The organism is Marinobacter suaedae (genome assembly GCF_030519635.1).
In the GTDB taxonomy this organism is placed as follows: domain Bacteria; phylum Pseudomonadota; class Gammaproteobacteria; order Pseudomonadales; family Oleiphilaceae; genus Marinobacter; species Marinobacter suaedae.
The window spans coordinates 255,028-276,782 of the sequence record NZ_JAUMIS010000001.1 but is presented as its reverse complement, the minus strand read 5'-3'; the positions used below and the strand labels follow the sequence as shown (position 1 = coordinate 276,782).

Below are 21,755 nucleotides of genomic sequence, written 5' to 3'. Positions count from 1 at the left end.
TGAAATCAAGCAATCCATAAGTGACTCTGACTCGATTTCGGGGCAGACCCTCTTTGTCAACACTAATTGCCTTTAAACTGGAAGAGCACCAATCCTTGAAAGTTCGGGACCTCTACCAAAAAATCAAGCATTACCTGCACAATACCTTGTGGATAATGGGAGACAAGGTTGCAACCCTGGTAGTTGGCTTTTTAGTCACTGTTCTCGTGGCGCGCTACCTGGGTCCCGAAGACTTTGGCCTTTATTCCTATGTAATCTCTGTAGCAGCTATACTCTCGGCGGCAGGTCATGTGGGCCTTAGCGGTTTGGTTGTGCGAGAAATTGTTAAAAAGCCGAACAATCGCGGTGAGACGCTCGGGACAACTCTCGGCTTGAAATTTATGGGTGTGGGTGCTGGCTATGTAGTACTTCTAGTGTATGCAGCGCTTTACGAGGGTATCTCTTCACCGGAATTTGTGATGCTTGCGATTGCCGGTGCTGCCCTCCTTTTTAGCCCTTTTCAAGTCTTTGATTTTTGGTTCCAAGCTTTTGTCCAGGCGAAGTATGTGACTTACGCTAGGTTGATGGCGCTTGCAGCTTCAGCCGGATTAAAGATAGCGTTCGTTTTTATTGGTTCAGGGGTTATATATTTTGCTGGTGCGAATTTGGCTCAGGCAGTCATTGTTGTTCTTGCTTCCCTATTCTTTTACAAGGCGACATCTATCCTTCCATTATCGGAATGGAGTTTCAGTTGGGGCCGAGCGAGAGAATTACTGAGTCAAGGCTGGTTAATTTATCTTGGATCAATTTTCGCGGTTGTCTACCTTAAAGTAGACCAAGTAATGCTGAAATGGTTCGAGGGTTCGGGTTCCGTGGGTATTTATGCAGTGGCCGCGCAGATTTCTGAGGCTTGGTATTTCGTTCCTGTCGCCATCGTGACATCTTTCTTTCCGAAGCTGATTAAGCTTCGAGATCAGAGCAGTCCAGAGTTTGATAAGCGATTCCAACAACTTCTTGACCTGTTGTTTGGTTTGGCGTTAGCCGTCGCTCTGGCTATGACGTTGGCTGCAGAATATGTAATCCTTCTTTTCTTTGGGGAGCATTATATTGAAAGCGCAAGTGTATTATTGATCCATGTTTGGGCTGCTTTGTTTATTTTCATGCGGGCTGCACTTTCAAAGTGGATTCTCATTGAGAATATTTTAGTTTTCTCATTGTTAACTCAGGGCGGAGGTGCTCTAGTAAATATTCTTCTGAATTATTTTCTTATACCCGAGTTTGGTGTCGTTGGTGCTGCATACGCTACACTCCTCTCATACGCGTTTGCATCCTTTGTTTCTCTGGCACTTTATAGTAAAACCCGTCCAATATTCTTCATGATGACAAAATCATTTTTCTTTGTCTTTCGATATCTTAAGTTGCGAGAAAATTAATGAAGTCTGTTGTAAAGAAGGTTTTGCCAAATTATTTATTAATCTTGATCCGATCGGCCAAGTTAAAGCTGGGTTTTCTGTTTTTGGCATTGGGTGGAAAGTCTAGATTCCTGGCGAGTTGTTATTACCTTGTTAACCCAAAATTCGCCAACGAACATTTTGCCGTTCTTCAGGGCCGAAAGGCATACCATGATTCCTTAGAGGAAATTGGCGAAAGCTGCGCTCTGTTGCGCCGAAACATCCACCGGCTTGAGAAAGGCTTAATAATGAGGCCTAGGCGTGAGGTTTTTGCTGAAGGTTTTATAACAGAAACAGTTGAATGCTATAGGAATGCATTACAGTCAAAGCATCTATCCGAATCTGAAAAAAAATGGGCTACGGATGTACTCGATGAGTACTTTGTAGTTGTGGGCTCCTCTGAAGAGATAGATAAAGCTAGATCTCTCTATTCAAATATTCGGAACAATGCGAGTGTAATTGCGAATGTTTGTGGCCTTATTCCTGCTAATGGTAACCACTTTAAGCCATACTCGTATAAATCTCTGCCTGAAAGAAATGTGGACTTTGATGAGCTTGCGAACCTATTTATTCGAAGGCGATCAGTACGCTGGTATCAAGATAAGCATGTGCCTTTGGAGTTAGTTCAAAAAGCTGCCAACTTGGCTAGTCTGGCACCCTCGGCCTGTAACCGGCAACCCTATAAATTCGCCTTTTGCAATGATAAACAGAAGGCGGTGGCAATTGCCAAATGCGCCGGAGGGACGACTGGGTTTGCAGGGAACTTGCCAGCGATCATCGCTATCGTCGGTGACCTCTCAGCTTATCCTTTTGAGCGAGATCGGCATCTCATTTATATTGATGGATCGCTTGCGGCCATGCAGCTGATGCTTGCTCTAGAAACACTCGGACTCTCTTCTTGTTCAATCAATTGGCCGGAAGTAGATAGCAGCGAACGAAAACTCCGAAAGATAATCAGTCTGAAAGATTACGAAAGAGTAGTGATGCTCCTGGCTGTCGGGTATGCCGATGAGCAAGGCGGTATTCCTTACTCGCAAAAGAAAACAAACCATTTGATCTTGGAAGATATAAGCGAATGATCATTGAAATCAGACGAGCCGGCTTCGTAAATAAAGGCGCTGAGCTAATGCTTCTTGCGGTTGTTCATAAACTTAGAGAGCGCTATCCGAAAGCAAAGCTCACTATGGCTCCAGTTTATGGAGGGGCCAGCGATACCTATGAAAAGATGGTCAGCTTGCAGCTGTATCCGAAAGCTTGGCTATGGCGAAAAGGGTTTGATTTCGGTCGATTCGCATCCTTCGTTCCCAAGCGCCTTCGAGCGCTTTATGGCTTGGTGCTCACGAGCGAGATAGATGTCATCTTAGATGTAGCTGGTTTCGCATATAGTGACCAATGGGGAGTTGATAACTGCAAAGAACTAAGTATATCCAGTTCTGTGTGGAAGAAGAATGGCACCAAGTTGGTGATGCTACCGCAGGCTCTGGGGCCATTTGAGAATGAGAATATAGATAAGTATGTTCGCAAATGGGCAGCTAATGCAGACTTGATCTTTCCGCGGGAGAGCGATTCCTATAAATATCTTACAGATATTGTGGGAGAGCAAGATAAAATCAAACTGTACCCTGACTTTACAAACCTTCTGGAAGGTACATTGCCAGAACATTACGATTCAACGGATAAACGGGTAGCGATCGTTCCTAATTACCGTATGATCGATAAAACCTGCGCGGCAGAAAGTAAAGCTTATCTGCCCTTCCTTATTCGCACGGCCAAGTATCTTCGAGAGAGCGGAACCAAACCCTTTTTGCTGGTGCACGAGGGGGTAAATGACCAAATGCTCGCTGAAAAAGTCTCCGAGGCAGTGGGTGGCATTCCGATTGTTATAGAGACCAACCCTCTGCATATCAAAGGAATTCTAGGAACTTGTGATGCCACAGTTGGGAGCCGCTTCCATGGTTTGGTCAGTGCGCTGTCACAGGGCGTTCCTTCGCTCGCAACTGGCTGGAGCCATAAATACAAACGATTGTTTGAAGACTATGGTTTTATCGAAGGGCTTGTATCGGTTACAGATAGCGATGAAGTGTTGCGGCGGAAAGTGGATCTGTTGATTTGCGAAGAATCCTCGGTTGCGCTGCGTGAAAAGTTAAATGATCGATCGGGTGAGTTAAAGCGTCTGTCGGAAGAAATGTGGGGCTTGGTGTGCTCGGTGATTGATGAAGTGAGAGGTAAGAAAAAGTAACCCAGCGCGATATCAAAAGTGAAGTGAAAGCTTATTCCCAGTTGAGGATAAATGCCACGGCCCAACGGCAATTAAGATTGAGCGATAGCCAGCTAGAAATCTGAGAGCAATCTTTTGTGGATTGTTCAATGAAGCCTCGGTTCTCAGAAAAAATGTAGCGCCTGCCGTCAATTGGGACAGGGATCTCAGATGAGCAGTTTGAACAGATATGATTGCTGACTGCTGGATTTATGCCGGAGGTTAACGGTGATACCTTCATCTGTGCTGTAGTGCATTGCAACGATTTGGCTGGTTTAAATCAGGCATTAGCCAGTCAAGCTATCAGCTAGTACCAGAAGAGTGTGTGTCTATGAAACGGGTTTCGATTTGTATAGCAACATGTAACCGGAATGAGATGCTTCGCCGTTGTTTATTATCGATCTCTCAAGCTGAGCTGAGCGATAAATACGAATACTTTGTTGTCGTTGTTGATAATAATGATCAGCCAGTTTCCGAAGAAATAGTAAATTATTTTAAAGGCTCTATGGAGTGTGTTTATGATTGGGAGGGAATTCCAGGCATTCCTTTTGCAAGAAATAGGGCTTTAAAGAATGCCCTAGAGCTCGGTGCAGATTTCATTGCATTTATAGATGATGATGAATGGGTTGAGCCTTCTTGGCTTATCAATATGGTTGCTTCTATAGATAAAGAGGGTGTAGATGTCGTAAGTGGTGGGGTTAACCAAGAAAGAGACGGAAAAATTTATCGAAAGCGCTATTTTGAGCGTATTGAGCCTAGGTATATTGCTGAAACTGACAATGTAATCTTTAAAAAATGGCTTGCTAAAAAATTAGCTTTCGATGAGGACTTTGCTCAAACTGGTGGCTCAGATGCAATGTTTTTTAGGCGCGCCATTGAATTAGGTGCGCGAATTGAATCATGTCCTACTGCGGTTGTGACCGAGGAAATGCCAGTGTTGAGGCAAGGTATGGCTTGGCGTTTACAAAGGCATTTTCGCTACGGTTTGACTCACTGCATGATTGAAAGGAAGCTGGAATATGGCGCATCTTCACTCTTCCTTTTCTGTCGTGCTGTATCACTCCTGCCAATAGGTCTCGGCGAGTCTCTGGTTAAGCTTTTTATTAAAGGGCCTGAAGAGGCGAAGGAAGGGGTTGACAGAATGATGAGAGGCGTCGGCTCCCTTTCGTACTTTTTAGGGATTCGGTATAACGAATACAAGCGCTAATAATGATTGTTTACTTTTTCTTGTTTTTTTTCTTCCTGCTTTTCGCCCTTTTCTATATGCACTGCTCGGATATGTCAGGCGGGAGTGCTATTTATGTCAAAAGATATGGCTCTATTTTCCTCTTCTTGCCTTTTTGCCTTCTTATATTTCTATTGGGGTTTCGGTATGAAGTAGGTTCGGATTATTGGAATTATATAGAGATTTTTGACAGGTTTGAAGCTGGCGATCCGGTTATTAGGGATCGTTTCGAGGTAGGTTTTTTGGCTGTCCTAGAAGGAGTGAGCTCGCTGGGATTAAGTGGTAATTTTGTGTTATTTTTGTTCTACCTATTCACTATAACTTTTTTTTGGATAGCTATTAGAGGTGTAGGTTTCGACTCTGCATCCATGGTATCTTTGTCTGTGATTCTTTTTTTAGGTTTGGGGCCGGTCTTTTCAGCCACCAATACAGTTAGGCAGAATTTTGCAATATCTATCGTAGTTCTTTTCTGCGCCTTATTCTCTAGAAGCAAGATTCTATCTACTATACCATCATCAGCTGTTGGTTTTTTGTTTCACTATTCTGCGCCTGTAGCGCTTGCATTCAATTTTGTCCCAAGGAAAGTGCTCGGTTTCAGGTTTTGGGGTTTGGCATCTATCTTTTGTGTTGTTTTATCTGCTCTTTTGATAGGTCCAGTTTTCGAGTTATTAGAAAGAAATCACGTTATCTTAGGTGGATTTGGAGTTTATTTTGAAGGTGATGGTGCCGTTAGAGAAAGCTCAGGCTTAGGTGTTCGGCTTATCTTTGAGGTTTTTGTTTTTCTTTTTCTGTCATTATTTGTGAAGAGAATTAATCCTAAGGCAGTGTGGTTTTTTAATATAGCGTTTGTTGGCGCGCTCATTAACTATACTTTTAGAGATTATGCTATGTTTTTACGGGTTTCTGAGTATTTTTCTGTTTTTAAAGTCCTTGCTATACCTTGGTTTATTGAGGTTTTCAGGGGGGTAGAGAGGCAACTTTTTTTTCTGACTTTTGCTATCTATTCTTTTTTTGCCTTTGCTAGGTCCGCCACTTCCGAACAGTTTTTGCCCTACAAGCTAGTATTTTTTAATTAAGATGGAGTCTAAGTTGAAGATTTTAGTATTCGCTGGTTATTATCTCCCTGGCTTCAAGGGTGGTGGGCCTATAAAAACTATCAAAAATCTTTTTGAGCAAGTGGGCGATGAAATAACCTTCAAGCTGATTACCGGCGACAGAGACTTGGGCGACAATGCTGCGTACACCTCAGTCAGCAGCGGCGAATGGATTCAGGTTGGCAACGCTTTAGTCTTATACATCCGGCCGGGTATAAAGGGTTACGCGCAAATGGCTCGGGAACTGTGGGCCAAAGAATACGATCTCGTTTATCTGAATAGTTTTTTTTCCCCACGGTTTTCCGTTTTCCCGCTTTTGCTGGCTAAAGTACTTCGGCAAAAAGTTGTGATTGGCCCGCGAGGAGAGTTTTCTGAAGGCGCGCTGTCACTCAAATCTTTCAAAAAACGCTGGTTTATAAAAATATTCAAATTGCTTGGATTTCATCGCGACACAGTCTTTCAGGTGTCCACTGATTTTGAAGCTGGGGACGTTCGTCGGGTTGTTGGCTCGGGGGTGGATGTTCAGATTGCAGAGAATATTGGTGCCAGAGAATTTGCGGAAGAAATTGAAACCCGAGCCTACCGCGTGTTGAACGCGGTCTTTGTTTCCCGGATTTCGCCGAAGAAGAACCTGCTTGCGGCTCTCGAGATGTTGCAGAAGGTTCAGCAACCTCTGAACTTTCATGTTTATGGGCCAGTCGAAGATCGAGATTATTGGCGGGAGTGTGAGAAAGCGATTGCGACCTTGCCACCACACGTAGAGGTTCAGCGCAAAGGTACGTTAAGCCCCGACGAAGTGGTTAAGACGCTCGAGAAATATGATGTTTTCTTTTTCCCGACTAAGGGAGAAAATTATGGGCATGTAATCGCTGAGGCGCTTTGCGCCGGTTTGCCTATTCTGATTGCAAACACTACCCCCTGGCGAAACCTTCATAATTTAGGCATCGGATGGGACCTTCCCCTTGATAACTTTGATGCCTTTAGCGCAAAGCTTGATGAACTGGCCACCATGCCCTTCGGAGAATACCTTCGTATGCGCCGGCATGTACTGAACTGGGCCAAAGGAAAATTCTCCCAAAACGATACGATAGAAGCCAATATCGCCCTGTTTAAATACGCCTACGGAAAGAAGTAAGGACCAATCAACATGCCCTTCAAGAAGAAGATCCTGTTAATCACCGGGGGTACCGGCTCCTTTGGCAGCGCCGTTCTCAATCGCTTCCTAGACACCGACATCGAAGAAATTCGCATATTCAGCCGGGATGAAAAAAAGCAGGATGATATACGCAAGCGCTACGCTAATCCCAAGCTCAAGTTTTACATTGGCGATGTGCGGGATTTTAATAGCGTTCTAAATGCTACTCGTGGTGTGGATTACATCTTCCACGCGGCGGCACTGAAGCAGGTGCCTTCCTGCGAGTTTCATCCCATGGAGGCGGTGAAAACCAATGTGATCGGCACTGAAAACGTGCTGGAAGCGGCCATCCAGAACGAAGTAAAGCGGGTAGTGTGCCTGAGCACCGATAAGGCTGTTTATCCTATCAACGCCATGGGCATTTCCAAGGCGATGATGGAAAAGGTCATGGTGGCCAAGTCCCGCAATGTGGCCCCGGAAAAAACCGTAATCTGCGGTACCCGCTACGGCAACGTGATGGCATCCCGCGGGTCGGTCATTCCGTTGTTTGTGGATCAGATTCGTGCAGGTAAATCCCTTACCATTACCGATCCGAACATGACTCGCTTCATGATGACGCTGGCCGATGCGGTAGACCTGGTGTTGTACGCCTTCGAACATGGCCGCAATGGTGACCTGTTCGTGCAGAAGGCGCCGGCCGCGACCATCGAAACGCTGGCCCACGCGCTGACCGATCTGATGAGCAAGCCGGATCACCCCATCAATGTAATTGGTACCCGCCACGGTGAGAAGTTGTTTGAAGCTCTACTCAGCCGAGAAGAGATGGCCTGCGCGGAAGATCTGGGCGGTTATTACCGGGTGCCGCCGGATTTGAGGGACTTGAACTACGGCAAGTTTGTGGAGCAGGGCGAGGAGAGGATCTCCCACACCGAGGATTACAACTCCCACAATACCGAACGCTTGGATGTGGCTGGCATGCAAGCTTTGTTGCATAAACTTGAATTCATTCGAGCCCTGGAGCGGGGTGAGTACCAAAGCCCGGAGGACTGATCGATGAAAGTACTGGTAACCGGAGCTAACGGTTTTATCGGCAAGAACCTGCTAGTGCATCTGCAGGAAAAGGGTGGTTTTGAGGTAGTGCCCTTCACCCGGGAGCACACCGAGCACGACTTGGCCGGCTTGTTGGATGGGGTGGACTGGATTGTTCACCTGGCTGGCATCAATCGTCCTCAGGATTCTGCTGAATTTGCAACCGGCAATCCCGGCCTCACCCAGGCGCTGTGTAGGGCGGTGCAGGGCAGTGGCCGGCAGATTCCGGTTATTTATAGCTCGTCTATTCAGGCCGAGTGGGATAACAAGTACGGAACCAGCAAGCGGGAAGCTGAAGAGGCCTTACTGGCGCTGAATGAGGCTACCGGCAATCCGGTTTACATTTATCGCCTGCCCAATGTGTTCGGTAAATGGGCGCGGCCCAATTACAACTCGGCGGTGGCCACCTTCTGCCACAACATCGCCCGGGATTTGCCGGTGCAGATTAACGATCCGGATGCGGTAATCAACCTGGTGTATATAGATGATGTTGTCGCCAGCTTCCTGAAACTGCTGGGCGGAGAGCCACTGGAAGGACCTTTTGTGAATGTGGATCCGGTTTACAAGATTACGGTGGGCGAGTTAGCCAACCAGCTGAACCGCTTCAAAGCCACCCGGCATAACCTGATCACCGAGCCAGTGGGTACCGGCTTGGTCCGGGCGCTGTATTCCACCTACCTAAGCTACCTGCCGCCGGAGCGCTTCACCTACATGGTTCCTCAGCACGGCGACGAGCGCGGTGTGTTTGTGGAAATGCTGAAAACCCCGGACGCCGGCCAGTTCTCCTTCTTCACGGCCCATCCCGGCGTCACCCGTGGCGGCCATTACCACCATTCAAAAACCGAGAAATTTCTGGTGATCAAGGGCAAGGCGTGCTTCCGCTTCCGCCACATGCTCACCGGGGAGTTTTACGAGTTGTCTACCGACGGTTCTAGGCCGGAGATTGTGGAAACCGTACCGGGCTGGACCCACGACATTACCAACGTGGGCGACGATGAGCTGGTGTGTATGCTCTGGGCCAATGAAATTTTTGACCGGGGCAACCCGGATACCTTCGCGTACCCGGTGGGTACCGAAGCCTGACTGAATCTGGAACTGCCATGAAAAAACTAAAAGTCATGACCGTGGTCGGCACCCGGCCGGAGATTATTCGTCTGTCCCGGGTGATGGCCAAGCTGGATGAGTATTGTGAGCACCTTTTGGTGCACACTGGCCAGAACTACGATTTCGAGCTGAATGAAATCTTTTTCCAGGACCTGGGCATCCGCAAGCCGGACCACTTCCTGAGTGCGGCCGGCGCCAGCGGTGCGGAGACCATCGGCAATGTGATTATCGCGGTGGACAAGGTATTGGCAGAAGTGCAGCCGGACGCCCTGCTGGTGCTGGGGGATACCAACAGCTGCATGGCAGTGATTCCCGCCAAGCGCCGCAAGATTCCCACCTTCCATATGGAAGCCGGCAACCGTTGCTTTGATATGCGGGTACCGGAGGAGATCAACCGCCGCATTGTCGACCATACTGCGGACATCAACCTGACCTACAGCACCATCGCCCGGGACTACCTGCTGCGCGAGGGTCTGCTGCCTGACCGGGTGATCAAAACTGGTAGCCCCATGTTTGAAGTGCTGAACCACTTTCGCGACGGCATTGAAGCCTCCGATGTGCTCACGCGACTGGTGCTCGAAGAGGGCAAGTTCTTTGTGGTTAGCGCCCACCGGGAAGAGAACGTGGATTCCGATAGAAATTTCCTGGCTTTGGTGGATATTCTGAACACTGTGGCCGAACAGTATGGCTACCCGGTGATCGTCTCTACCCACCCGCGCACCCAGAACCGGGTAAACGCCATGGGTGTAAAGTTCCATGAGAGCGTGTGTCTGCTTAAGCCCTTGGGGTTCAAGGATTACAACAAGCTTCAGCTGAGTGCCAAGGCGGTGTTGTCGGATAGCGGCACCATTAGCGAAGAAGCTTCTATCCTCAACTTCCCCGCCCTGAACATCCGCGAAGCGCATGAGCGACCTGAAGGTATGGAGGAAACCGCCGCCATAATGGTGGGTCTGGGGATTGAACGTGTGTTACAGGGCCTAGCTATTTTGGAAAACCAGGGTAGGGGGGATGAACGTTCTATGCGACTGGTGGAGGACTACAGTATGCCGAATGTGGCAGAGAAAGTAGTGCGGATAATTCATAGTTATCGGGACTATGTGATGCAGACGGTTTGGAAACAGTATTGAGGAAGCACATTTCCTATGGCGCGTAACAAAACGGATCTGGCGATTGTAAATCGGAGTTTTTGGCCGCAAAGCCAGGTAATTGGAGAGGCCCTATTGCAGTTCGCCGAGGAGGCTGCACAACATCATTCTGTATGTGTGATTACACAGGCTCAAGGCGACCTTGCTCGTCTGTTGGGAAGTAATGGGCGGGGCAAAGGTATTCAGTTGCGGGCCTGCAATGCCTACACAACCTCCGCCAGTGGTCTGATCAAACGCGTTGCCGAAGCCGTGTTCTTCATGCTCTGGACTTTCGTTAGCTTAGTGCGGGAAAAGCCGGCTAACGTGTATGTGTCTACTAACCCGCCAGTGGTCGTGCCGTTTATTGTCGCGGTGTACTGCCGGTTGTTTGGTGCGCGTTATGTGTACCACTTGCAGGACATTCATCCGGAAGCCGCCAACATTGTAATGCCGGTCAACTGGGTAATACTTCGTTTATTGCAGGTGGTAGACAATTACTCACTGCGTCATGCGGGTGCGATTATCACGCTGTCTGAAGACATGAAGACTTACATCCAGCAGCGCAGCAATACCGAATGCCCGATACACCTTCTGGATAATCCATCTTTTGCCGTAACGCCTGTGCCGATGGCCCAGCGCACCAGCGACATCGTGTTTTGTGGTAATGCTGGCCGGCTGCAACGAATCCCCCTGTTGATGGCTGCCATTCGGGACTATTTGCAACAAGGGGGCAAACTGCACTTCACTTTCGCAGGCGGTGGCGTGCACGCTAACGATGTGCAGGCACTGGCGAATGCCTATAAGCAGGTAGACTACCTGGGCTTTATCCCCGCCTCTGACGCTGCGGAACTGGTGAAGCAGCACCGCTGGGCATTGTTGCCGATTGATGATGAAGTCACTAAATTCGCCTTTCCCAGCAAATCCTCCGGTTATGCACTTGCTGGTACTCGGGTGTTGGCGGTTTGTGGGGAAGACACTAGTGTGGCACGCTGGGTAGAGCAGCTAGAGATTGGGGTGGTTTGCCCGCCGGATCATAATGCCTTGGTGAAGTGCTTTTTTTCGCTTGAGGGGGGTACAGCGGATAACTGCATGATCAGTTTAGATGTACGTGAAAAGCTGCATGTACCACATTTTGCAAAGGAGCTTTGTCGGATTACTGTTCCAGGGTCGGTTAAGGGTGACGAAGCTTATGCTTAAAAGACTTTTCGACATACTGGTGGCCTCCTTCAGCCTTTTATTGCTTTCTCCTCTAATACTCATTGTTGCCTGGCAGGTGCGCCGCAAACTCGGCTCTCCCATAATGTTTCGTCAAACTCGGCCAGGCCTGCATGGCAAGCCTTTTGATATGGTGAAATTCCGCACCATGCTGGACGCCACAGATGAACAGGGGCATCCTCTGCCCGATGACCACCGGATGCCGCCATTTGGTAGTTTTCTGCGGTCCACAAGCCTCGATGAGCTACCGGAACTGTGGAATGTGCTAAAAGGCGACATGAGCCTTGTTGGCCCTAGGCCCCTGTTGATGGAGTACCTGCCACTTTACTCGAAGGACCAATATCGGCGCCACGAAGTTCGCCCGGGTGTAACTGGTTGGGCGCAGGTGAATGGGCGTAATGCTATTTCATGGGAAGAAAAGTTCCGGCTGGATGTGTGGTATGTCGATAATCAGTCGCTTTGGTTGGACTTCAAGATTCTGTTTCAGACTGTGAAGAAAGTCATTGTTCGGGATGGAATCAGTGCGAAAGGTGAGGTGACGGTGTCGAGGTTCACCGGGAGCGGGCAGCAATCAGGAGAACGGAATGGATGAGGTTTTGGTTGGAATATACGGCGCGAGCGGGTTTGGTCGCGAGGTTTTGCCGTTGGTCAGGGAACAACTCAAGGGAAAAAACGCAGAGTTCGTCTTCGTGGATGATGGGGATCTTCCTTCTTCCTTGAATGGTTACTCTATTCTTCGTTATGACGATTTTCTCCACCATGCCGCTCGAGATAAACGGCTTGTTTTCGCTATTGCCAATAGCGCTGTTCGTGAGAAACTGGCAGACAAATGTGTGCGGGATAACATTCCGACGCTATCTGTAAGGGCGGCAAACGCAGTCATTCTCGATGAAGTTTCGATGGGTGAGGGCTCCATCATCTGCCACTTCACTCAGTTGACCTCGAATATTCGAATTGGGAAGTATTTCCATGCAAATATTTATAGTTACGTTGCGCATGATTGCGTGATTGGTGATTACGTAACGTTTGCACCGGCTGTGAGTTGTAACGGAAATGTCGTTATTGAGGATCATGCCTACATTGGCACCGGGGCTGTTATTAAGCAAGGTACGCCGGAAAAGCCGTTGGTGGTTGGCAAGGGGGCCACTGTTGGTATGGGGGCCGTGGTCACCAAAAGCGTTCCCGCTGGTATAACGGTAGTTGGGAATCCAGCTCGCGTGCTTGAGCATCGGAGGGCTTAGAAACTGAAAGGGAGCTGACTTCGCTCGAGGTCAGGCCGTGATCGACTCCTATTCGAACCTGCGCTTTGCGTGGTTTATCTGGCAGGCAAGACAAACGCTTGCCCAAAATTTCAGACACAGACGATTGAGTGATTATGCTAAACGGACCTTTCTCTCCCTGGCCGTCTTTTACTGACGAAGAGGCCAGTTCGGTGCGTGATGTGCTGCTTTCCAATAAGGTGAATTACTGGACCGGCCAGGAATGCCGGGAGTTTGAGTGTGAGTTCGCTGCTTTCGCGGATGCGGAATTCGCTATTGCCTTGGCTAATGGCACGGTCGCGCTGGATTTGGCTCTGAATGGATTAGGTATTGGCGAGGGGGATGAGGTGGTGGTTACGCCTCGAACCTTTCTGGCGTCGGCCTCCAGTATCGTGACCGCCGGGGCTATCCCGGTTTTCGCCGATGTTGACCGGGACTCGCAAAATATTACGCCGGAATCCGTCCGTAAAGTTCTCAGCCCTCGTACGAAAGCGATAGTTTGTGTGCACCTGGCAGGCTGGCCTTGCGATATGGATGGGTTGATGGAATTGGCTGAAGAGCAGGGTCTATACATTATTGAAGACTGCGCCCAGGCTCATGGCGCCCGGTACAAGGGGGGCTCGGTCGGTTCTATCGGACATGTTGGATGTTGGTCATTTTGCCAGGACAAGATAATGACCACCGGCGGCGAAGGTGGCATGGTAACTACGAATAGCCGGCACCTCTGGGAGCGTATGTGGGCCTATAAAGATCACGGAAAAAGCTGGGAGGCGGTGTACAAACGGGAACATCCTCCTGGTTTTCGTTGGCTGCATGAGAGTTTCGGAACGAACTGGCGAATGACAGAAATGCAGGGAGTTGTCGGACGCATTCAGCTTAAACGGATGGATGAGTGGCACGCGCAACGGATCAAGAATGCCGAAATCATTTGGGAATGTGCTCGCAACTTGCCGGGGGTGAGGGTTCCGTTGGTCCCTGATCATTTAGAGCATGGGGCCTACAAGTGTTACGTATTTGTTGAGCCCTCCGCGCTGGACGATGACTGGGACCGTGACCGAATCCAGCAAGAGATCGTCAACGCAGGCGTGCCATGTTTCTCAGGTTCCTGTTCGGAGGTTTACCTTGAAAAAGCTTTCGATGGCACCGACTGGAGGCCTCACAGTCCTTTGCCTGTCGCCCGTGAGCTGGGTGAAACCAGCCTGATGTTTCTGGTGCATCCAACCCTGACTGAGGCTGAGATTGAGAAGACCTGCAGTGTTTTGCGCGATGTCATGCGAAAGGCAGCGGCTTAATGAATGATTGGAGTGTTGAATGAAGATTGCCATCGCCGGCACGGGCTATGTTGGCCTGTCCAACGCTATGCTTCTGGCACAGCATCACGAAGTGGTTGCTCTGGATATTGACTTGGATAAGGTTTCCCAGCTCAACGAGAGCAGGAGCCCTATCATTGATCCTGACATTTCGGATTTTCTGGCAAACAAACAGTTAAATTTTTGCGCCACGCTCGATAAGGCGCGGGCTTATGCCAGCGCGGATTTCGTCATTGTTGCCACCCCCACAGACTATGACCCGGAAACCAACTACTTCAATACCAGAACGGTTGAGTTGGTGATTGCTGATGTGCTTGAGATCAATCCGTCGGCGGTGATTGTTATTAAGTCTACAGTTCCTGTGGGCTACACCAGGGATGTGTGTGAGCAGTTCAACTGCACCAACATTATTTTTTCGCCGGAGTTTCTCCGAGAGGGTAAAGCATTGTACGACAACCTTTACCCATCGCGAATTATTGTCGGAGAACGCTCTGAGCGTGCCGAGATCTTCGCGAATTTGTTAAAGCAGGGGGCCTTCAGGGAAGAGGTACCGGTTCTCTTTACCGATAGCACTGAAGCAGAGGCAATCAAGTTATTTTCTAACACTTACCTGGCCATGCGGGTCGCCTATTTCAATGAACTGGATACCTATGCTGCCCGGCATGGTTTGAGTACCCGCCAGATCATTGATGGCGTGGGATTGGATCCCAGAATCGGAGACCATTACAACAACCCCTCTTTTGGTTACGGGGGTTATTGTCTGCCAAAAGATACGAAACAGCTTTTGGCAAACTACGAGGATGTACCAAACAATCTGATCAAGGCGATTGTAGAGGCTAATCGTACGCGCAAGGATTTCATTGCAGACGATATTCTCCGCTCTGACCCTGAAGTGGTTGGCGTCTATCGGCTGGTTATGAAAGCAGGATCTGATAATTTCCGAGCGTCAGCCATTCAGGGCATTATGAAGCGAATCAAAGCTAAGGGAATTGAGGTGGTCGTTTACGAGCCGAAACTCGAGGATAACGAGTTTTTCCATTCTCGTGTGGTGCGCGATCTGGAAGAGTTCAAAAGGCTTTCAGATGTTATTGTGACCAATCGCAGAAGTGAACAGCTGGCGGATGTAGATGGAAAAGTCTACACAAGGGATCTCTTCGGCAGCGATTGAGTTAATGAACGACCATTTCCTGAAACTGATAATATCATTGGCCAACCTGTGTCCACATTCAAGTTGGTAAAGGACAACATGTTCGATAACTTCCTGAATCTATCTCGGTTTCACAAACGCTTGGTCTCTGTTGCTGCCGATGTTGTGGTGCTTATTTTTGCACTCTGGGCTGCGTTTTCCCTGCGATTTGATCAACAATTCTGGATACCTAACACCGATCAACTGGTTGTTTGCGGACTGACCGTGACCATTACCATTGGGGTGTTTGTAAAGCTGGGATTGTACCGTGCGGTTGTTCGGTACCTGAGTGATCGTGCTTTTTTAACCGTTATTTATGGTGTCGTGATCTCGGCGGTTATCCTGATTCTTCTGGGTTACTGGCTGGAGGTATTGGTTCCTCGATCCGTGCCATTCATTTACGGTGCTTTGGCGTTCATTTTTGTCAGTGGCACGCGCATGGGCGTGCGTATGCTGGTCAATCGACCGAAACGCCGTAATAAACAGTTTGTTGGTATTATCGGAGCCGGTGAAACCGGCATGGAGTTGGCTAGAGCTCTTGATCGGGGAATGGAATATCATCCGGCAGCTTTTATCAGCCTGCTTAAATCGAATCACCGGACCCTGATTAATGGCATTCCTGCCTTCGACATCAGCCACATTGAGCGTGTGGTCCGAGACCATAGAATCAAACGATTACTGCTGGCTCTGGACGAGGATTCCGGGATTGATCGAAAGCGCCTGCTGCAGAAGCTGGAGCCACTGGCGATACCGGTTCAGACTGTCCCTAACATGTCGGAACTGGTTGCCGGGCAGGCCCGGATCAACGACATTCGGGACCTTGAGATTGAGGATCTGTTGGGGCGTGATCCTGTAAAACCGGATAATGCACAAGTGGCAGCCGGCCTTTACTGCAAGGCTGTCATGGTGACGGGGGCTGGGGGCTCAATCGGCTCCGAACTTTGTCGCCAGATTATCCGCCACCGTCCCTCGCGGCTGGTGCTGTTTGAGCAGTCGGAATTTTCGCTCTATGCCATTGAGCGCGAGCTGCAGACATTGAACCGGATAGAGAATCTGGGTGTTGAAATACAAGCGCTGCTGGGAAATGTAATACACCGTCGGCGCTGTGAAGCGATCATGAAGGGCTTTGATATTCAAGCCGTTTATCATGCCGCCGCTTATAAACATGTACCCTTGGTCGAGCACAATATGATTGAGGGGGTTCAAAATAATGTGTTTGGAACTTTGCGTGTTGCTGAAGCTGCCATCGAGTGCGGAGTGGAACGGTTTGTTCTGATTTCGACCGACAAGGCCGTTCGCCCCACGAATGTGATGGGTGCCAGCAAACGCATGGCGGAACTCGTCCTTCAAGGCCTGGCTGAGCGACAGTCGGTGACGATTTTCTCTATGGTACGGTTCGGCAATGTGCTTGGTTCATCCGGCTCGGTGGTGCCGTTGTTTCGTGACCAGATTCGGGATGGTGGCCCGGTTACGGTTACCCACCCGGACATTATCCGCTACTTCATGACGATTCCCGAGGCCAGTCAGCTTGTGCTTCAGGCAGGCAGCATGGGGCAGGGTGGTGAGGTTTTTGTCCTGGATATGGGAGAGCCGGTAAAGATAGCAGATTTGGCCCGAAAGATGATTCACCTGATGGGGCTCACCGAGAAAACTGAGGAACAGCCGGAGGGTGACATTGAAGTGGTCTTCAGCGGCTTGCGCCCCGGTGAAAAGCTTTATGAGGAGTTGCTCATCGGTGATGATCCACACGGTACCTCTCATCCGAGGATTATGAAGGCCCGGGAAATTTCCATGCCTTGGGATGAGCTGGAGAGGGTTTTGGATCAGTTGATGCGAGCCAGTCAGGAGTTTGATTGTGGGCGGATTGTTTCACTGTTACGTGATGCCCCGACGGGGTTTGCGCCGAACGGTGATGTAGCGGATTTGATTTGGTGTCAGGGACAGACGCCCAAGCCCAAGTCAGCATCGGTTGTGAAACTGAGCTGAAGATGTGTCAGAAGAAAGCTTTCTTCTGACTCTTTGTTTAAAGACAGGGAATGTTGTAAATGATCAATATTAAACATCACGGAGCCACGTCTGGTGTGACGGGCTCTTGTCATGAATTGAGCTTGCAGACCGAGTCCGCTTCCGGGCTTGAGTCTGCGGAGCATGGAATCTTCATCGATTGCGGCCTTTTCCAGGGCCAGGATGAGGGGCGCTCGGCCTCTGCCGCCGATCTAACGATTGATTTCCCTATTGACCATATCCGTGCGCTCTTGGTGACTCATGTCCACATCGACCATGTGGGACGGATCCCCTATTTGCTGGCGGCCGGATTTGAAGGGCCCATTGTCTGCTCTGAGCCTTCGGCAGTCATGTTGCCGGAAATTCTGGAGGATGCCCTGAAAATCGGCTTTACCCGGGACCGGCGTTTGATCGAACGAGTGCTTGGGCTGATCAGGGAGCGGCTGGTGCCGGTGCCTTACGGCCAGTGGCACCGGGTGTTTGATGAGGGTGAGTGTTCGCTGTCGGTACGGCTTCAGCGGGCCGGGCACATTCTGGGATCTGCCTACGTCGAATGTGATGCCCGGATCGGAGATATGGAAGAGCGCATCGTGTTCTCGGGGGATCTCGGTGCGCCGCATTCGCCGCTGTTGCCAGCGCCGAAATCGCCCGAGCGCGCGGATCGGTTGGTGATTGAGAGCACCTATGGGGACCACGATCATGAGGATCGCAAGACTCGCAGGCATCGGCTGAAGGCGGTGCTGAAGAGTGCGCTCGCGGATGGCGGGACGGTTCTGGTTCCGGCGTTCAGTATCGGGCGGACGCAGGAGTTATTGTATGAGATTGAAGGGATTATTGCCGACTCATCTGAACCCGGGTTCGACTGGCGTTCTCTGGAAATCGTCGTCGACTCGCCCCTCGCTGCCAACTTCACCCGAATCTACCGGGATCTGAAACCCTTCTGGGATGCCGAAGCCCGGGAACGGGTCCGCTCCGGCCGGCATCCGCTGTCTTTCGAGCAATTGACGGTGATTGATTCCCATGAGGATCATCTGAATGCCGTGGATTACCTCGCCAGGTCTCATCGGCCCTGTGTGGTGTTGGCGGGCTCCGGTATGTGTGCCGGCGGCCGGGTGGTGAATTACCTGAAGGCGATGCTGGGTGATGAGCGCAATGATGTGCTCTTTGTCGGTTGCCAGGCCGCCGGAACGCCGGGGCGTGATATTCTTAACTATGGCCCCAAAGGTGGCTGGTTGACGCTGGATGGTGAGCGCTACAACATTCGTGCCCGGGTTCATCAGGTCGGGGGATACTCGGCCCACGCTGGGCAGAGTGATTTGCTGAGATTTGTTGAGGGGATTCCGGAGGTGCCGGAGGAGATCCGGATTGTTCACGGGGATTCCGGAGCCAAGGCGGCGTTTCGGGCGCTGCTGGAAGAAACGTTCAATACTCGGATTATGATTCCCGAGTAAGGTTTAATTTGCGGGCAGATAAAAAAGTCAATCAGCCCCTGCGTTTGTTAGATGTTGGAGGATAAATGAAAAAAATTGCGGTAATCGGCATGGGCTATGTGGGCTTGCCGCTGGCGGCTGCGTTTGGTGAGAAACGTGAGGTCGTGGGCTTTGATATCAACAGCAAGCGCATTGCCGAACTCAAGGACGGTGTGGATTTCACCCGGGAGGTGTCCCGCGAGGAGCTGGCCGCAGCCGGTGGTTTGTCTTTTACCGATCAGCTCGACGACATCGCCGATTGCCAGATTTTCATTGTCACGGTGCCGACACCTATTGATGAGTACAAGACACCGGATCTGACACCGCTGATCAAATCCAGCGAGAGTGTGGGCCGGGTGCTCAAGAAGGGCGATATTGTGATCTACGAATCCACCGTATTCCCGGGTGCTACAGAGGAGGTCTGTGTGCCGGTGCTGGAGAGGGTTTCGGGACTGGTGTTCAATCAGGATTTCTTTGCTGGTTACAGCCCGGAACGAATCAATCCGGGCGACAAGGAACACCGGGTGACGTCCATTATGAAAGTGACTTCCGGTTCCACACGGGACATTGCGAACGAGGTGGATGCGCTTTACGCAGAGGTGATTATCGCGGGTACCCATAAGGCCAGTTCCATCAAGGTGGCGGAAGCGGCGAAGGTGATCGAGAACACCCAGCGCGACCTGAATATCGCGTTGATGAATGAACTTTCCATGATTTTCTCCAGGCTGAAGATTGATACCCATGAAGTGCTGGCGGCAGCCGGTACCAAATGGAACTTTCTGCCGTTCAAGCCCGGGCTGGTCGGGGGGCACTGTATTGGCGTGGACCCGTATTACCTGACCCACAAAGCGCAGTCGATTGGTTATCACCCGGAGATAATTCTTGCCGGGCGGAGAGTGAACGATAATATGGGGCCTTATGCGGCCGCCGAGCTGGTGAAGACGATGATCAAGAAAGGCCACACGATTGCCGGTTCTCGGGTGCTGATGATGGGGCTGACATTCAAAGAAAACTGTCCGGACTTGCGAAATACCCGGGTCATTGATGTGGTTCGTGAACTGGAAGATTTTGGTTGTCAGGTAGATGTCACCGATTGTTGGGCAGATAGTGAAGAAGCGCAGGATGAATATGGTATTTCTCTGATTGGTGAACCTGAGCAATCAAAGTACGACGCCGTTTTTCTTGCCGTGCCTCATCGTGAATATTCGGAAAAGGCAAGTTCTGAATTAAGGGCCTATATCAAAGGTGATGGGGTGCTTTTTGATTTAAAGGGTGTGCTTCCAACTGGTGAAGCTGATATTCGCCTTTAATGTGAAGTGAGATAAGTTAAAAAAATAACAGGCAAGGACGCTGTCACTGGTCAAAGTGAAAAGGTGATGAACAATAGGAAGTGCTTTCTCACCTTTCGCAACCAAAAACTGCCCAAACAACCCACCGCTTATTGTTAATGGCGAGTTAATATGAAGGTGTACGACGTTTTTAACGGCGACGCAGATGGAATTTGTGCCCTCATTCAGTTACGTCTGGCTGAGCCTGCTGAAACCACCTTGATTACCGGCGTAAAGCGGGACATTGCGCTTGTTCGACAGGTGCCGGCATCTGAACCGGTTCGGGCCAATATCCTCGATGTAAGCCTGGAAAAAAACCGCGAGGCTGTAGATGCGCTCCTGGACGTCGGCAGCGAGGTGTTTTACGTCGATCATCATTTCCCGGGTGACGAACTGCCCAGTTCAGCAAAGTTTACCGCTCTGATTGATACCCAACCTACTACCTGCACCAGCCTCTTGATTGACAACTATCTGGGTGGGCGCTTCCACCACTGGGCTATCGCGGCTGCCTTTGGTGATAATCTGAATGCGATTGGCAATGACTTGGCTGAAAAAGCCGGTTTGTCAAAAGAGCAGGGCGAAGCCCTGAAAAACCTGGGCGTATGCATCAATTACAACGGTTACGGTGCCACGGTTGAGGATCTGCACTTTCACCCTGCCGATTTATTCCTTGAGTTTGTGAAGTTCGAAGATCCGCTGGGTTTGATAGCGTCGGAACCTGAGGTTTGGACGAAGCTCCGAAAGGGGTATGAAGCGGATATGGCGCGAGGGTTGTCCGCGCCGGTTCTTTTCAAATCCGATTCCGCTTTGATTGTGCAACTACCCGATGAGCCCTGGGCCCGCCGGGTCAGTGGAGTCCTGGGAAATGAGCTGGCCAATCGTCATCCCGACCAGGCCTGTGCCATTGTTACCGAGAGGCCCAATCAAACCTACCTGGTAAGTATTCGGGCCCCCTTGAGCAATCGAACGGGGGCAGATGAGGTTGCTCGTCGATTTCCTACTGGTGGTGGTCGTAAGGCCGCTGCAGGTATTAATGAATTACCGCCTGACAAGCTCGACGAGTTCATTGAAGTGCTTCAAACCTATTGGAGCTGAGGGACCGCAAAGCGATCTAGGGAGATTGCTTTGGCTGACAATATAGTTTGGAATCACCATAAGATAAGCCGTGCTGAGCGGACTGATAACAAGAACCAGAAGCCCTGTCTGCTCTGATCTACTGGCTTGAGCGGTTCCGGGAAGTCGACTATTGCCAACTTGCTTGATGTAGGCTTGCCTGACAGGGAATATCACACGTTTTGCTGGACGGAAATAACGTCCGGCACGGCTTATGTAAGAATCTGGGGTTATCAAACCAACCTTATGGTCTATGGTCCGGGGTGTTATCATTTTAATGACTATGTGAAAATCGGCCGCCACTTAATGTGCCGATTGGTTTTGTTGCGAATTCGCTTGTACCGATGGTTTGGAGTTTTTAAGTATCTGTAGGTGTGAACTGTTTTGTTGATCTTTTCGTATTCAGTGGTCAA

Annotated in this window: 19 protein-coding genes; all 19 read left to right on the top strand. The window is 50.0% G+C overall.

Annotation, left to right across the window (positions count from 1 at the left end):
* The first annotated feature begins 53 nt into the window (after window positions 1–53).
* The 19 genes from QVZ43_RS01170 to QVZ43_RS16480 all read left to right on the top strand — a co-directional run bounded on the left by QVZ43_RS01170 (window position 54) and on the right by QVZ43_RS16480 (window position 21,620).
* Complete coding sequence (locus QVZ43_RS01170) at window positions 54–1,412, top strand: flippase (protein ID WP_302908547.1); 1,359 nt, start codon at window positions 54–56, stop codon at window positions 1,410–1,412.
* The gene (locus QVZ43_RS01165; protein WP_302908546.1) at window positions 1,412–2,509 is read left to right on the top strand and encodes a nitroreductase family protein; all 1,098 of its coding nucleotides are present in this window, start codon (window positions 1,412–1,414) and stop codon (window positions 2,507–2,509) included. The genes QVZ43_RS01170 and QVZ43_RS01165 overlap by 1 nt, the downstream gene beginning before the upstream one ends.
* On the top strand, window positions 2,506–3,669 hold the full coding sequence (locus QVZ43_RS01160; RefSeq protein WP_302908545.1) for a polysaccharide pyruvyl transferase family protein: 1,164 nt from the start codon (window positions 2,506–2,508) through the stop codon (window positions 3,667–3,669). Before QVZ43_RS01165 ends, QVZ43_RS01160 begins: the two co-directional genes overlap by 4 nt.
* A gap of 349 nt (window positions 3,670–4,018) precedes the next feature.
* On the top strand, window positions 4,019–4,894 hold the full coding sequence (locus tag QVZ43_RS01155; RefSeq protein ID WP_302908544.1) for a glycosyltransferase family 2 protein: 876 nt from the start codon (window positions 4,019–4,021) through the stop codon (window positions 4,892–4,894).
* A 2-nt stretch (window positions 4,895–4,896) separates the two neighbouring features.
* On the top strand, window positions 4,897–5,988 hold the full coding sequence (locus QVZ43_RS01150; protein WP_302908543.1) for an EpsG family protein: 1,092 nt from the start codon (window positions 4,897–4,899) through the stop codon (window positions 5,986–5,988).
* A 13-nt stretch (window positions 5,989–6,001) separates the two neighbouring features.
* Window positions 6,002–7,141 carry a glycosyltransferase family 4 protein gene (locus QVZ43_RS01145; protein ID WP_302908542.1) on the top strand — a complete coding sequence of 380 codons (1,140 nt, stop codon included), beginning with the start codon at window positions 6,002–6,004 and terminating at the stop codon, window positions 7,139–7,141.
* Between the two features lie 12 nt (window positions 7,142–7,153).
* Window positions 7,154–8,191, top strand: a complete 1,038-nt coding sequence (locus QVZ43_RS01140; protein WP_302908541.1) for a polysaccharide biosynthesis protein — start codon at window positions 7,154–7,156, stop codon at window positions 8,189–8,191.
* Window positions 8,192–8,194: 3 nt separating this feature from the next.
* Window positions 8,195–9,313: a UDP-2-acetamido-2,6-beta-L-arabino-hexul-4-ose reductase gene (wbjC, locus tag QVZ43_RS01135; RefSeq protein WP_302908540.1), complete on the top strand. Its 1,119-nt coding sequence runs from the start codon at window positions 8,195–8,197 to the stop codon at window positions 9,311–9,313.
* Between the two features lie 17 nt (window positions 9,314–9,330).
* Complete coding sequence (wecB, locus tag QVZ43_RS01130; protein WP_302908539.1) at window positions 9,331–10,461, top strand: non-hydrolyzing UDP-N-acetylglucosamine 2-epimerase; 1,131 nt, start codon at window positions 9,331–9,333, stop codon at window positions 10,459–10,461.
* 15 nt (window positions 10,462–10,476) lie between these two features.
* On the top strand, window positions 10,477–11,655 hold the full coding sequence (locus tag QVZ43_RS01125; protein WP_302908538.1) for a glycosyltransferase: 1,179 nt from the start codon (window positions 10,477–10,479) through the stop codon (window positions 11,653–11,655).
* Window positions 11,648–12,265, top strand: coding sequence for a sugar transferase (locus tag QVZ43_RS01120; RefSeq protein ID WP_302908537.1), 618 nt, complete (start codon window positions 11,648–11,650; stop codon window positions 12,263–12,265). Before QVZ43_RS01125 ends, QVZ43_RS01120 begins: the two co-directional genes overlap by 8 nt.
* Window positions 12,258–12,914 (top strand): acetyltransferase, encoded by a 657-nt coding sequence (locus QVZ43_RS01115; RefSeq protein WP_302908536.1) that lies wholly within the window; start codon window positions 12,258–12,260, stop codon window positions 12,912–12,914. Before QVZ43_RS01120 ends, QVZ43_RS01115 begins: the two co-directional genes overlap by 8 nt.
* Before the next feature lie 134 nt (window positions 12,915–13,048).
* Window positions 13,049–14,224, top strand: a complete 1,176-nt coding sequence (locus QVZ43_RS01110; RefSeq protein ID WP_302908535.1) for a DegT/DnrJ/EryC1/StrS family aminotransferase — start codon at window positions 13,049–13,051, stop codon at window positions 14,222–14,224.
* A 19-nt stretch (window positions 14,225–14,243) separates the two neighbouring features.
* Complete coding sequence (locus QVZ43_RS01105) at window positions 14,244–15,410, top strand: nucleotide sugar dehydrogenase (RefSeq protein WP_302908534.1); 1,167 nt, start codon at window positions 14,244–14,246, stop codon at window positions 15,408–15,410.
* Window positions 15,411–15,488: 78 nt separating this feature from the next.
* A complete protein-coding gene (locus QVZ43_RS01100; RefSeq protein ID WP_302909625.1) occupies window positions 15,489–17,414 on the top strand; it encodes a polysaccharide biosynthesis protein in 1,926 nt (641 codons plus the stop codon).
* A 59-nt stretch (window positions 17,415–17,473) separates the two neighbouring features.
* Complete coding sequence (locus tag QVZ43_RS01095) at window positions 17,474–18,883, top strand: MBL fold metallo-hydrolase RNA specificity domain-containing protein (protein WP_302908533.1); 1,410 nt, start codon at window positions 17,474–17,476, stop codon at window positions 18,881–18,883.
* A 65-nt stretch (window positions 18,884–18,948) separates the two neighbouring features.
* Window positions 18,949–20,211, top strand: coding sequence for a Vi polysaccharide biosynthesis UDP-N-acetylglucosamine C-6 dehydrogenase TviB (tviB, locus tag QVZ43_RS01090; protein WP_302908532.1), 1,263 nt, complete (start codon window positions 18,949–18,951; stop codon window positions 20,209–20,211).
* Between the two features lie 150 nt (window positions 20,212–20,361).
* Window positions 20,362–21,324 (top strand): DHH family phosphoesterase, encoded by a 963-nt coding sequence (locus QVZ43_RS01085; RefSeq protein WP_302908531.1) that lies wholly within the window; start codon window positions 20,362–20,364, stop codon window positions 21,322–21,324.
* A 200-nt stretch (window positions 21,325–21,524) separates the two neighbouring features.
* Entirely contained in the window at window positions 21,525–21,620 is a 96-nt protein-coding gene (locus QVZ43_RS16480) for a hypothetical protein (RefSeq protein ID WP_420890882.1), read from the top strand.
* Window positions 21,621–21,755 lie beyond the last annotated feature (135 nt).